Origin of the sequence: Micromonospora palomenae (assembly GCF_007829925.1) — a bacterium.
GTDB lineage: Bacteria > Actinomycetota > Actinomycetes > Mycobacteriales > Micromonosporaceae > Micromonospora > Micromonospora purpureochromogenes.
In genome coordinates, this window is record NZ_VIXA01000001.1 from 519,806 (window position 1) to 531,826 (window position 12,021).

The window sequence follows — 12,021 nt, forward strand, 5'->3', positions numbered from 1 at the left end:
AGGTTAAAGCCATGCGAGACGAGGTCCGCACCTTCGTCATCGAGCAGCTCGAGGACATGAACTACGACGTCGAGGGGATCGACGACGAGACCACCCTCGGCCCGTCCGGGGTCGACCTGGAGTCCCTGGCCCTGGCCGACCTGTCCGTCCGCGTCGAGGACCGGTACGGCCTCAAGTTCGCCGACGACGAGTCGGAGAAGCTGGCCCTGATGACGGTCGGCGAGTTCACCCGCATGGTCGCCGACCGGGTCGCCGGGTCGACCAGCGACAACCGCTGATGTCCGGTCAGCCCGACCTGGGGCGAGCTGACCTGGTGAGCATGCTCGCCGAACTGACCGCGACACCCGTCGACCAGGTGCCGCACCGGGTCGGCTCGATGGAACTCGCCTGGCTCGTGCACCTCGTCGAGCAGCGCTACGACCGGCGGCTGGACCTCACCGACGACCAGCTCGCCGGGATCCGTACCGTCGACGACGCCCTGGCGGTGTTCCGCACCTCCCTGACCAGCCCCGCAGATGGTTGAGCGGGAGCCCGTACCGATCGTCGGCAGCTACGCCGTCAGCGCCCTGGGCAGGGGCGTCGACGCGCAGCTCGCCGGGGTGCTCGCCGGCACGCCGGCGTTCCGGCCGGTACGTCGCTTCGACACCACCGGCCGCCGGGTGACCGTCGCGGCCACCCTGCCCGACGTCGGGACCCTGCCGGACGAGCTGGCCGACGCGATCGACGCGGCGTGCCGGGCCGCCGGCCTGGACGCGGCGGCCCGGGCGGAGTCGGCCCTGCTGCTGGCCACCCACGGCGGGCCGCTGTCCCAGCCCGTCGCCTTCGCCGACGACCGTCCGCTCACCGGACCCGACGGTGGGGCCGGAAGCGGCGCCGAGGTCGAGGCGCCGGCGCTCGCCGGGCAGCTGGCCCGCCGGTGCGGCCTCGGGGGACCCACCCGGATCTACACCAGCGCCTGCGTCTCGGCGAGCACGGCGGTCGCGGACGCGGCCACGATGATCGGCCGGGGCGACGTCGCACGGGTGGTGGTCGCCGCCGGCTACCTGGTCGAACCGGACCAGTTCGCGCTCTTCGACGCCGGCCGGGCGCTCGCCGCCGACGGGGCGGTCCGCCCGTTCAGCGCCGGCCGGCAGGGGCTGCTGCTCGGCGACGGGGTCGCCGCGGTGGTGCTGGAGTCCGCCGGGGCGGCCCGTCGCCGGGGCGGCACGCCGGTCGCCACGGTGTGCGGGTGGGGCCGGGCCGGCGACGCGTACCACCCCTGCCAGCCGGACCCGCAGGGGCGGGGACTGGCCCGGGCGGTGCGGGCGGCCCTGCGCCGGGCGGGGCTGGACGCGGCGGCGGTGGGCTACGTCAACGCCAACGCCACCGGCACCGGGTTCAGCGACGCCTCCGAGGCGGCCGCGTTGCGGCTGGCGCTCGGCGACCTCGCCGGCCGGGTGCCGGTCAGCTCCACCAAGTCGGTGCACGGGCACGCGCTGGAGGCCTCCGGCCTGCTCGAACTGGTGGTCACCGTGCAGGCGCTGCGGCACGGGAAACTGCCGGTCAACGCCGGCTGGCTCGGCCCCGACGAGGCCTGCCCGCTGGACGTGGTCACCGACGCGCCCCGGCCGGTCGGCATCCCGTACGCGCTCAGCCTCAACGCCGCCTTCGGCGGGGCCGACACCGCGCTGCTGGTGGCGGCGCCGTGAGCGCCGTGCTGGCCGAGGCGCGCTGGCCGGAGCCCGGCGACGGACCGCCGCCGACGCTGCCCGGGTTCGTGCACTCGCCGTTCGCGCCGCTGGTGGCGGCGGTGGCCGACCGCTGCCTGACCCGCCGGTACGGCGCCCGCCCGGCGTCGGCGGGCACCACCTGCGCGCTGGTGCTGGTCAGCGCCGCCGGCGACCGGCCGAGCGCCGCGCACGTCCGGGCCACGGTGGCCGCCGGTGCCCGGGTCGGGCCGCTGTTCTTCTTCCAGTCGGTGCCGAACAGCGTGGCCGGGCACGTCGCGGCGCGCTGGGGACTGGACGGCCCGGTGGTGTGCCTGAGCCCCACCGGTGACCCGCGCGCGGACGGCCTGGCCCACGCGGACCTGCTGCTGTACGACGGCGACGCCGACGAGGCGTTGCTGGTCCTGATGGAAGAGGCACCCGACGGCACGCCCACCGGGGCGGTCGCGGTGCTGCTGGGGGGAGGAACGAGGCAATGAGGACGAAGGGACTGCGTGGGGCGCTCGCCGCCGACACCGCGCTGGGCGCCGGCAACGTGCTCGCCCGGGTGCTTGCGCACGGGGCCGACCCGACGGGACCGGGGTTGACCTTCGACACCCCGGTCGACGGGCACCCCGCCGAGCGGCCGCTGACCCTGGGCCAGCTCGACGAGCGGGTCGCCGCCCGGGCGGCCTGGCTGCACCGGCGCGGCGTGCGGCCCCGCGACCCGATCGCGGTGTGGGCCACCGGCGCCGCCGACATGGTGCTCAGCTTCCTGGCGTTGACCCGGCTCGGCGCGATCCCCGCGCTGATGAACGGCAAGCTCCGTCCGGAGATCGCCGCCGAGTACATCCGCCGGCTGCGCGCCGCCGGGGTGCTCGCCGACGCCGCGCACACCGAGGCCCTCGCGGGACACGACCTGGGCGCGCCGCTGCTCGGGCAGCCCGCCGAGGCCGGCGCGGGTGACCCGGCCGACGCGCCGCCGCACTACCGCCACCACGACGAGGACCCGATCGTCATCACCCACACCTCCGGCACCACCGGGGTGCCGAAGGCGGTGCTGCACTCGCACGCCAGCCTCTTCGCCGCCACCCGGCACCTGCTGTCCATGCCGCAGGCGCAGGGCACCAGCCGGATCCTCAACGCGCTGCCCGCCCCGCACACCGCCACCGTGCTGATGGTCAACCAGGCGCTGGGCAACCGGGCGGAGATGCTGCTCCTGTCCGAGCAGGGCGGCGAGCGGGTGCTCGACGCGATCCAGCGCTGGCGCCCGGACGGGGTGTTCGGCTTCTCCGTCACCTGGGCGGAGCTGGCCCGCTTCGACCTGTCCGGGTACGACCTGGACTCGGTGCGGCTGTGGTTCAACACCGGCGACTGCTCGCACGAGCCGCACGTGCGGCGCCTCGTCGCGGTCGGCTCCCGCGACACCGTCACCCGCGAGGGCGTGGTGCGGGTGCGCGGCTCGGTCTTCATCGACGGGCTCGGCTCCAGCGAGATGGGCCACTCGATGTTCCACATCACCCACACCGCCGACACCGACCGGTACGGCCGCTGCGTCGGCCGTCCCTACCGGTTCACCCGGGTGGCGGTGCTCGACCTCGACGGCAACGAGCTGCCGCCCGGGGAGGTGGGCTGGCTGGGCATCGACTCGCCGTCGCTGTTCCGCGGCTACTGGAACGACTCGGTGACCACCTACCGGTCTCGGCTGCGCGGCTGGTACCTCACCGGCGACCTGGTGTACGCCGACGCCGAGGGCCGCTACTACCACCTGGATCGGGCCGTCGACTCCGTCGAGCTGGCCGACGGGCGGCGCTTCTTCACCGCGCTGTCGGAGGAGCGCATCCTGGCCGCCTGCCCGGACGTCACCGACTGCACGGTGGTGATCGTCAAGCAGGACGACGGCACGGTCGTCACCGACGTGCTGCTGGAACTGGCCGCCGGCGCCGACCCGGGGACCGACCGCACCGGGTCCGTCCGCGCCGCGCTCGGGGCGGACGTCGGCGCGACCCTGCGCCGGGTGGTGCCGGTCGCCTCCGCCGACATCCCGGTCACCGTCACCGGCAAGGTACGCAAGGTGGCGCTGCGCGAGCGCTACCTGACCGAGTCGCCGTCATGACCGCCGTCATCACCGGGATGGGGCTGTTCAGCCCCGTCGGGCGGGGCGTGGCGGCCACCTTCGACGCGCTGACCACCGGGAAGTCCGGGCTGGCCCGGCCGCCCGAGGGGCACCCCGCCCGGGAGTCGCTGGAGGTCGCCGGGCTGCTGCCGCCGATCGACCCGCGCACGGTCGCCTCCGGCCCGGAGACCAAGGTGCTCGACCGGATCGTGGTGCTGGCGCTGCTCACCGCCGCCGACGCGCTCGCCGACGCCGGCATCGAGGTGGGCCGGGACGTCGACCCGGCGCGGATCGGCGTGATCGTCGGCGGGGTCGGCGGGATGTCCACATTGGAGACGCAGGTGGTGGCGCGGGCCGCCCGGGGGCGGGCGGCGGTCAGCCCGTACCTGCTGACCGGGATCCTGCCGAACATGCCGTCGGCGCGGATCGCCATCGCGCACGGCATCCGCGGCTACAGCTCCGCGGTGGGCACGGCGTGCGCCTCGGGCGCCCAGTCGGTCGCCGACGCGGTCCGGCTGATCCGGGCCGGGGAGGCCGACGTGGTGCTCTGCGGGGCCAGCGAGGCGCCGCTCTTCCCGACCTTCGCCGACACCTTCGGCAACGCCCGGGCGCTGGCCCGCGGCTGGGACGATCCGACCCGGGCCAGCCGGCCGTTCGACACCCGGCGCAACGGCTTCGTCCTCGCCGAGGGGGCGGCGCTGCTGGTGCTGGAACGCGCCGAGCACGCCGCGGCGCGCGGCGCCACCGCCTACGCCGAGGTGGCCGGGTACGGCGCGACCACCGACGCGTACCACCCGACCGCGCCCCGGCCCGACGGCGCGGGCGCGGCCGAGTGCATGCGGCGGGCGCTGGCCGGCGGGGGAGTGTCGGCGGGCGACGTCGGCTACGTCAACGCGCACGGCACCGGCACCAAGCTCGGCGACATCGCCGAGACCACCGCGCTGGCGACGGTCTTCGGCGCCGGCGGGGTGCCGGTCAGCTCCACCAAGGCGCTCACCGGGCACCTGCTCGGCGCGTCCGGGGTGGTCGAGGCGGCCGCCTGCGCGCTGGCCCTCGGCGCGGGGCTGCTGCCGCCGACGTACCACCTCGACGACCCGGACCCGGACTGCCCGGCGGACCACATCCGGGTCGAGCCCCGGGCGACCGGGACGGAGTTCGCGCTGACCAACTCGTTCGGCTTCGGCGGCCAGAACGTGAGCCTGCTGCTGCGGCGCACCGCCGGGGCGCGGGCCGCCGGGCCGCGCAGGTGACATCCCGGGCCGTACGCGCCCGGACCGCACTCACGGGGGGACATGGGGAAGGGCTGGAGATGGACATCCGTGGAATAGACCACATCGAACTGTACGTGGGGGACGCGCGGCAGGCCGCCTTCTACTTCGGCACCGCGATCGGCTTCCACCTGCGGGGCCAGGGGGGACCGGAGACCGGGCTGGCCGGGCAGCGCTCGCTGCTGCTCGGCCAGGGCGACATCCGGATGCTGCTCACCTCCGGGCTGACCGCCGGGCATCCCGCCTCGACGTACGTGCAGCGGCACGGCGACGGGATCGCGGTGGTGGCGCTGGAGGTCGGCGACGCCGCCGGGGCGTACGCGGAGCTGGTGGCCCGGGGTGCGACCGGGGTGAGCGCGCCGCGGACCTGGTCCGGCGCGGACGCCGAGGTGGTGACCGCCGAGGTCGGCGGCTTCGGCGACGTGCTGCACCGGCTGGTGGAGCGGCGCGGCGACCGGACGGAGTTCCTGCCCGGGGCGGTGGAGACGACGCCGCCGGTCACCGACGACGACAAGCTGCTCGCCGAGATCGACCACCTGGCGGTCTGCGTGCCGCCGGGGCAGCTCGACGAGACCGTCGGGCACTACCAGCGGGTCTTCGGCTTCGCGCAGATCTTCGAGGAGCACATCGAGGTCGCCGGCCAGGCGATGAACTCCAAGGTGGTGCAGAGCCCGTCCGGGCGGGTCACCCTGGTGCTGCTGGAACCGGACGCGGGCCACCGCCCCGGCCAGATCGACGCGTTCCTCACCGAGCACCACGGCGCCGGGGTGCAGCACCTCGGGCTGCGCACCGACGACATCGTCACCGCCGTCGGGGCGCTGGCCGAGCGGGGGGTGCGCTTCGCCGGCACCCCCGGGGCCTACTACGACGACCTGGAGCGGCGGGTCGGCCCGGTCGACGCGCCGCTGGACCGGCTGCGCGACCTGAGCATCCTGGTCGACTGCGACCACGGCGGGCAGCTGTTGCAGATCTTCACCGAGTCGATGCACGTGCGCCGCACCCTCTTCCTCGAACTGATCGAGCGACGCGGGGCGCGCACCTTCGGCAGCGGCAACATCAAGGCGCTCTACGAGGCCAAGGAACGGGAGCTGGCCGCGGCGGGGGCAACCCCCGCCGTCGCGGCCGGCACGGCACGAGGGGTTGGGGCATGACCACCACGGAGTTCCATCCGACGCTGACCGCCGAGCAGGAGGCGCTGCTCCCGTCCGACGAGGACGTGCGCTTCTACGCCGAACACGGCTGGTACCTGTCGAAGAAGCTGCTCACCGACGAGGAGGTGGACGCGCTCACCGCCGCCGCCGACCGCTACTACGGCGGCGAGCGGGACCGCCGCCTGCCGGTGCGCCCGCCGAAGCTCGCCTACTGGGAGCCGGCGAAGGGCCCAGTGCAGCGGCACAACGACTACGTCCACCACGAGCACGACGAGCTGGCGGCGATCCTGCGCAAGCCGCTGATCGGGGCGGTCGCCGCCCGGCTGGCGCAGGCCGACGAGATCCGCGTCTTCCAGTCCACGCTGATCTACAAGCCGCCGATCTCCGGCGAGCCGTCGAACATCGTGCCCTGGCACTTCGACAAGCACTACTGGGCGTCCTCGTCGTCGGAGAAGATGCTCACCGCCTTCATCCCGTTCCACGACTGCGGGGAGGAGATGGGCACCATCACGATGGTCGACGGCTCGCACCGGTGGCAGGAGATCGGCGCCGACGACACCGTCGTGCGGCACTTCGCCGACCGGGACCGCGACCAGCTCGAGGAGATGCTGGCCGAGAACGCCGCGCACAACGGCGCGGAGATCCGCAAGATCCCGATGGTGATCCCCAAGGGACACATGAGCTTCCACCACTGCCGCACCTACCACGGCAGCGGCGCCAACGTCAGCGGCCGACCGCGCCAGGCGATCTCGCTGCACCTGCAGGACGGCGACAACGCCTGGCGGGAGTATCCGCTCTCCGACGGCACGGTCGCCGCGTACAACCACGACGTGCTGGTCCGCCGCACCCACGAGGGGCGGCCCGACTACGCGGACCCCGAATACTGCCCGGTCATCTGGCGCGACCGCGCCCAGCAGGGAGGCTGACATGTCACGGTACGACTGGGGGAAGACGCATCCGGGCATCGAGCGGCTGGAGCAGGCGGTGACCGACCGCCGCGACGTGGTGGTCAAGCACCCGCTCTACGCCAACCTGGACACCCACGAGGCGCTGGTCACCTTCATGGAGCACCACGTCTTCGCGGTCTGGGACTTCATGTCCCTGCTGAAGTCGTTGCAGCGGCAGCTCACCTGCGTCACCGTGCCGTGGATCCCCACCGGCCCGACCGGCAGCCGCCGCCTGATCAACGACATCGTGATGGTGGAGGAGAGCGACGAGCTCGGCGAGGGCTACATCAGCCACTTCGAGCTCTACGTGCGCGGCATGCGCGAGGCCGGCGCGGACACCACCGCCGTGGACGCGCTGGTCGAACTGCTGCGGGCCGGTCGCCCGGTGACCGCCGCGCTGGCCGAGGCGGGCGTCCCGGCCCCGTCAGCGCGGTTCGCCGCCACCACCTGGAAGATCATCGAGTCGACCCCGGTGCACTGCCAGGCCGCCGCCTTCGCCTTCGGCCGCGAGGACCTGATCCCCGACATGTTCCTCCAGGTCGTCGCCGTCAACGAGCGCAGCAACCGGCTGCACACGTTCGTCGACTACCTGGAGCGGCACATCGAGGTCGACGGGGAGCAGCACACCCCGATGGCGATGCAGATGCTCGCCGACCTCTGCGGCGACGACGACGCCAGGTGGCAGGAGTGCGCCGACACGGTCAACCTGGCGCTCACCGCCCGGGCCGCGCTGTGGGACGACATCCTCGTCGCCGTGAAGGAGGGGCGCGACCGGTGACCGACGCCGACCCGGTCCGGCTCTACCGCACGGTACGGCTGATCCGCCGCTTCGAGGAGCGGGCCGTCGAGCTGGTCCACTCCGGGGCGATCGTCGGCGGCATCCACCCGTACCTCGGTCAGGAGGGGATCGCCGCCGGGGTGTGCGCCGCGCTGCGCGACTCCGACCTGGTCACCGGCACCCATCGCGGGCACGGGCACGTGCTGGCGAAGGGTGCCGACCCGGCCCGGATGATGGCCGAGCTGCTGGGTCGGGAGACCGGGCTGAACCGGGGCCGGGGCGGCTCGATGCACGCCGCCGACTTCTCCCTCGGGGTGCTCGGCGCCAACGCCATCGTCGGCGCCTCCGGGGCGATCCTCACCGGCGCGGTCTGGGCGCGGCGGCGGCGCGGCGACGACGTGGTGGGGGCGACCTTCTTCGGCGACGGCGCGGTCAACGAGGGGATGCTGCTGGAGGCGTTCAACCTGGCCGCGCTCTGGCGGGTGCCGGTGCTCTTCGTCTGCGAGAACAACGGCTACGCCACCACCATGCCGGTCGCCGGCGCGGTGGCCGGCACCATCGTGGGCCGGGCCGAGGCGTTCGGCATGCCGGCCGCCGTCGTCGACGGCCAGGACCCGGAGACGGTACGCGACGCCGCGGCCGCCGCCGTCGCGCGGATGCGCGCCGGCGGCGGCCCGGAGCTGGTCGAGGCCCGCACCTACCGCTTCGACGCCCACCACACCTTCGAACACGCGGTACGCCTCGACTACCGCCCGCCCGAGGAGGTGGCCGAGGGCCGCTCCCGGGACCCGGTGCACATCCAGGGCGCGCGGCTCGCCCCGGCGGACCGGGCGGCCGTCGACGCGGAGGTCGAGTCGACGCTCGACGCGGCCGTCGCGTTCGCCCTGGCCAGCCCCGAGCCCGACCCGGCCGGCGCGCTGGACCACCTGTACGCCAGCGGGCTGACCGCCCGGACGGGAGGTGGCTGATGCCACGGCTGTCCTACCGCAAGGCGCTGACCAGGGCACTCGCCGACGAACTGGCCCGCGACGAGACGGTGTTCCTGCTCGGCGAGGACATCCGGGTGGCCGCGTCGAACGTCACCGCCGGACTGCTCAAGCGGTTCGGGCCGGAGCGCGTCCTGGACACGCCCCTGTCCGAGCAGGCGTTCACCAGCTTCGCCACCGGCGCGGCGCTGGCCGGGATGCGCCCGGTGGTGGAGTTCCAGATCCCGTCGCTGCTGTTCCTGGTCTTCGAGCAGATCGTCAACCACGCGCACAAGTTCCCGCTGATGACCGGCGGCCAGTGCGCCGCCCCGGTCACCTACCTGGTGCCCGGGTCCGGCTCCCGGACCGGCTGGGCGGGGCAGCACTCGGACCACCCGTACTCGCTCTTCGCCCACGTCGGGATCGTCACCGCGGTGCCGGCCACCCCGACCGACGCGTACGGGCTGCTGGTCTCGGCGATCCGGCACGACGACCCGGTGGTGGTCTTCGCCCCGGCCGGCGCGCTGGACGTCCGCGAGGATGTCGACTTCGCCAGCCTCGCCCCGGTGCCGTTGGGCCGGGGCGTGGTGCGCCGGGCCGGCGACGACGTGACCGTGGTCGCCGTCGGGCACCTGGTGCACGACGCGCTCGCGGTCGCCGGGGAGCTGGCCGACCAGGTGTCGGTCGAGGTCTTCGACCCGCGCACGCTCTACCCGTTCGACCTCGACGGGCTGGTCGACTCGGTGACCCGGACCGGGCGGCTGGTGGTGCTCGACGACTCCAACCGGTCCTGCGGCATCGCCGGGGAGATCATCGCCAGTGTCGTGGAACGGGTCCCGCTGGCCGCCCCGCCCCGGCGGGTCACCCGCCCGGACGGCGCGGTGCTGCCCTTCGCGCCCGCGCTGGACCGGGCCGTGCAGCCCGGCCGGGCTGCCCTCACCGCCGCCATCCACCACGTGACCAAGGACGGATCATGATCGATGTGAACTACTCGTGGCCGGCGGCCGGCCGGGCGTGGACCGACCTGCCGGAGGCCGCCCGCCGGGCGATGGTCGCCGCCGGGGCGCAGGAGTGGGAGCGGATCTTCCACGGCCGGGCGACGTACAACAAGCAGTGGCGGCTGGCCCGGCCGACGGTGCTGACGGCCGACTCCTTCCGCGAGCTGAACGAGGTCTGCGACCGGGTCGCCCAGCTCATCCTGGACGCCTGCCGGCGGCGCGCCCGGACGGCGGGGGAGCTGCGGCGGCTGCTCGGCGTGCCGGTGGGGGAGACCCGGCTGCTCGACGAGGACGAGCCGCTGACCGAGGCGCTGCTGGCCGCGTACCGGCCGGACGTGCTGCTCTCCGGCGGGGAGCCGCGGATCGTCGAGTACAACATCGACAGCAGCCTCGGCGGCGGCTTCGACGCCGACACGGTGATCCAGCGGTTCGCCCAGCTCTACCGGGAGCGTGGCCTGCTCGACGGGGTGCCGGCGCGACCGGCACCGTCCCTGCTGGACCAGCGGTTCGTGGCGATCCGCGACGAGCTGGGCCTGGCCGAGGGGGCCCGGGTGGCGCTGCTGATGGACTTCGACGCCGAGTATCCGGGGCTGGACGACCCGGAGACGTTCATCCGGATTCTCTCGCCCCTGGCGGACCAGGCCCGGCGCTTCGGCATCGACCTGGTCATCGCCCCGGTCGCCACCGCCACCCTGGACGCCGACCGGCGGCTGGTGGCGGGCGGCGCGCCGGTGGACGCGCTGTTCCGGCTCTTCGTGCCCAACCGGGTCACGCCGAGCCCGGGCCTGGAGGCGGTGGCGGGGGCGCTCGCCGCCGGCACCCTGCCGATGTTCGTCAGCACCGCCGCCTGGCTGCTCGGCAACAAGGTCAACTTCGCCTGGCTCTACGAGGATCTGGACCTGCTCCCCGCCGACGACCAGGCCCTGATCCGCCGGTACGTGCCGCACACGGTGGTGCTGACCGAGGCCGAGCTGGACCGGGCGCTGGCCGAGCAGGCGGAGCTGGTGGCCAAGCCGGCCGACGGCTCCGCGGGCCACGACGTGCTGATCGGCCCGGAGCTGAGCGCGGCGGCCTGGGCCGACGGGGTGCGGGCGGCCGTGGCGCGGGGCGGCAACATCCTGCAGCGGTACATGCCGGCCGACCGGGTGGCGATGGACTTCGTGCAGATCGAGACCGGGGAGGTGGTCACCGCCGAGGTGCCGTACAGCATCGCCCCGTACCTGTTCGGCCGCACCGGCTCCGGCGCACTGGCCCGGGTCGGCTACCCCGGCTGCGAGGGGGTGCTCAACCTGGCCCGGGGCGTCCTGATGACCGGCATCCTGCTCACCGACTGACCCCGCCGAGGACCGTCTGTCGTCTCCCGTCGCGGCCGGCGTCGGGAGACGACGGGCGATCCCGGGTCACGGCCGGGGCGCGCGCCGGGCGGCGAGGTGGGCGCCGAGCCGGCGTACCGTCTCCGCCGCCGCGATGGCGTCGCTGCGGGCGCTGCCGTGCCGGCCGTCGCTGCTGTACAGCGACGCGTCCGCGCCGGCCGGGTGATCGGTGAGCTGCACGTGCACCGTGCCCAGCCGCGCGGCGAGCCGCCCGGTGTGCGCGGAGAGCAGGCGCATCCGCTCACGCAGTCCGGGCCGGACCTGCTCCGGGACGGCCGGGCTGTGCGAGACGTCGAACATGCCGACGGTGACCACGTCCGCCCCGGCCGCCCGCAGCGCACCGATCATCGCGGCCAGCTCGGCGTCGACCGCGTCCGGGTCGAAGGCCGGGCGGAACGCGTCGTTGCCGCCGCAGACCACCAGCGCCAGGTCAGGGTCGAAGGCCAGCGCCCCGTCCAGTTGCGCCGCGCGCACCTCGTGCGCCCGCAACCCCCGCCGGCCCAGGTTGAGGTACGCCAGCCCGGGGTCAGCCGCGCGCAGCTCGGCGGCGATCCGGTCCGCCCACTGCACCGGGGGGTACCCGTCGACCGGCTCGCACATCCCCTCGGCGACGCTGTCGCCCAGCACCACGAACCGGCGCCACGGATGCCCGGCCAGCAGCGTCGCGCTCTCGCCCTCGCGCAGGCAGTACGGATCGGTCGCTTCGGTCAGCGTCGATGGCATGGCCGGCAGGCTAGCCG

General features: G+C 74.7%; 13 protein-coding genes. 12 read left to right on the forward strand and 1 reads right to left on the reverse strand.

Annotation, left to right across the window (positions count from 1 at the left end; genetic code table 11):
• Window positions 1-11 precede the first annotated feature (11 nt).
• The 12 genes from FHX75_RS02350 to FHX75_RS02405 are packed head-to-tail and all read left to right on the forward strand — an operon-like array spanning window position 12 to window position 11,242.
• Window positions 12-278 carry an acyl carrier protein gene (locus FHX75_RS02350; RefSeq protein WP_154936435.1) on the forward strand — a complete coding sequence of 89 codons (267 nt, stop codon included), beginning with the start codon at window positions 12-14 and terminating at the stop codon, window positions 276-278.
• The gene (locus tag FHX75_RS02355; protein WP_154936436.1) at window positions 278-523 is read left to right on the forward strand and encodes an acyl carrier protein; all 246 of its coding nucleotides are present in this window, start codon (window positions 278-280) and stop codon (window positions 521-523) included. Before FHX75_RS02350 ends, FHX75_RS02355 begins: the two co-directional genes overlap by 1 nt.
• Window positions 516-1,688: a beta-ketoacyl-[acyl-carrier-protein] synthase family protein gene (locus FHX75_RS02360; protein WP_154936437.1), complete on the forward strand. Its 1,173-nt coding sequence runs from the start codon at window positions 516-518 to the stop codon at window positions 1,686-1,688. Before FHX75_RS02355 ends, FHX75_RS02360 begins: the two co-directional genes overlap by 8 nt.
• A gap of 5 nt (window positions 1,689-1,693) precedes the next feature.
• Window positions 1,694-2,185, forward strand: a complete 492-nt coding sequence (locus tag FHX75_RS02365) for a beta-ketoacyl synthase chain length factor (RefSeq protein ID WP_425463483.1) — start codon at window positions 1,694-1,696, stop codon at window positions 2,183-2,185.
• Entirely contained in the window at window positions 2,182-3,801 is a 1,620-nt protein-coding gene (locus FHX75_RS02370; protein WP_154936439.1) for a class I adenylate-forming enzyme family protein, read from the forward strand. Before FHX75_RS02365 ends, FHX75_RS02370 begins: the two co-directional genes overlap by 4 nt.
• Window positions 3,798-5,051 (forward strand): beta-ketoacyl-[acyl-carrier-protein] synthase family protein, encoded by a 1,254-nt coding sequence (locus FHX75_RS02375; RefSeq protein ID WP_154936440.1) that lies wholly within the window; start codon window positions 3,798-3,800, stop codon window positions 5,049-5,051. Before FHX75_RS02370 ends, FHX75_RS02375 begins: the two co-directional genes overlap by 4 nt.
• Window positions 5,052-5,110: 59 nt before the next feature.
• Complete coding sequence (hppD, locus tag FHX75_RS02380; RefSeq protein ID WP_154936441.1) at window positions 5,111-6,220, forward strand: 4-hydroxyphenylpyruvate dioxygenase; 1,110 nt, start codon at window positions 5,111-5,113, stop codon at window positions 6,218-6,220.
• Window positions 6,217-7,146 (forward strand): phytanoyl-CoA dioxygenase family protein, encoded by a 930-nt coding sequence (locus tag FHX75_RS02385; protein WP_154936442.1) that lies wholly within the window; start codon window positions 6,217-6,219, stop codon window positions 7,144-7,146. Before hppD ends, FHX75_RS02385 begins: the two co-directional genes overlap by 4 nt.
• A gap of 1 nt (window position 7,147) precedes the next feature.
• A complete protein-coding gene (locus FHX75_RS02390; RefSeq protein WP_154936443.1) occupies window positions 7,148-7,945 on the forward strand; it encodes a DUF3050 domain-containing protein in 798 nt (265 codons plus the stop codon).
• Complete coding sequence (locus FHX75_RS02395; RefSeq protein WP_154936444.1) at window positions 7,942-8,913, forward strand: thiamine pyrophosphate-dependent dehydrogenase E1 component subunit alpha; 972 nt, start codon at window positions 7,942-7,944, stop codon at window positions 8,911-8,913. The genes FHX75_RS02390 and FHX75_RS02395 overlap by 4 nt, the downstream gene beginning before the upstream one ends.
• On the forward strand, window positions 8,913-9,887 hold the full coding sequence (locus FHX75_RS02400; RefSeq protein WP_154936445.1) for an alpha-ketoacid dehydrogenase subunit beta: 975 nt from the start codon (window positions 8,913-8,915) through the stop codon (window positions 9,885-9,887). Before FHX75_RS02395 ends, FHX75_RS02400 begins: the two co-directional genes overlap by 1 nt.
• Entirely contained in the window at window positions 9,884-11,242 is a 1,359-nt protein-coding gene (locus FHX75_RS02405; protein WP_170285273.1) for a hypothetical protein, read from the forward strand. The genes FHX75_RS02400 and FHX75_RS02405 overlap by 4 nt, the downstream gene beginning before the upstream one ends.
• Window positions 11,243-11,308: 66 nt before the next feature.
• Here the strand turns inward: FHX75_RS02405 and FHX75_RS02410 are convergent, their stop codons facing one another.
• Window positions 11,309-12,004 (reverse strand): SGNH/GDSL hydrolase family protein, encoded by a 696-nt coding sequence (locus FHX75_RS02410; protein WP_154936446.1) that lies wholly within the window; start codon window positions 12,002-12,004, stop codon window positions 11,309-11,311.
• Window positions 12,005-12,021 lie beyond the last annotated feature (17 nt).

What these genes read in the sequence shown, in the direction of transcription:
- FHX75_RS02390 (WP_154936443.1), top strand. Translation starts at nt 7,148, where the DNA reads ATGTCACGGTACGACTGGGGGAAGACGCATCCGGGCATCGAGCGGCTG.
- FHX75_RS02355 (WP_154936436.1), top strand. Translation starts at nt 278, where the DNA reads ATGTCCGGTCAGCCCGACCTGGGGCGAGCTGACCTGGTGAGCATGCTC.
- FHX75_RS02350 (WP_154936435.1), top strand. Translation starts at nt 12, where the DNA reads ATGCGAGACGAGGTCCGCACCTTCGTCATCGAGCAGCTCGAGGACATG.
- FHX75_RS02370 (WP_154936439.1), top strand. Translation starts at nt 2,182, where the DNA reads ATGAGGACGAAGGGACTGCGTGGGGCGCTCGCCGCCGACACCGCGCTG.
- FHX75_RS02410 (WP_154936446.1), bottom strand. Translation starts at nt 12,004, where the DNA reads ATGCCATCGACGCTGACCGAAGCGACCGATCCGTACTGCCTGCGCGAG.
- FHX75_RS02385 (WP_154936442.1), top strand. Translation starts at nt 6,217, where the DNA reads ATGACCACCACGGAGTTCCATCCGACGCTGACCGCCGAGCAGGAGGCG.
- FHX75_RS02400 (WP_154936445.1), top strand. Translation starts at nt 8,913, where the DNA reads ATGCCACGGCTGTCCTACCGCAAGGCGCTGACCAGGGCACTCGCCGAC.
- hppD (WP_154936441.1), top strand. Translation starts at nt 5,111, where the DNA reads ATGGACATCCGTGGAATAGACCACATCGAACTGTACGTGGGGGACGCG.
- FHX75_RS02405 (WP_170285273.1), top strand. Translation starts at nt 9,884, where the DNA reads ATGATCGATGTGAACTACTCGTGGCCGGCGGCCGGCCGGGCGTGGACC.
- FHX75_RS02360 (WP_154936437.1), top strand. Translation starts at nt 516, where the DNA reads ATGGTTGAGCGGGAGCCCGTACCGATCGTCGGCAGCTACGCCGTCAGC.
- FHX75_RS02375 (WP_154936440.1), top strand. Translation starts at nt 3,798, where the DNA reads ATGACCGCCGTCATCACCGGGATGGGGCTGTTCAGCCCCGTCGGGCGG.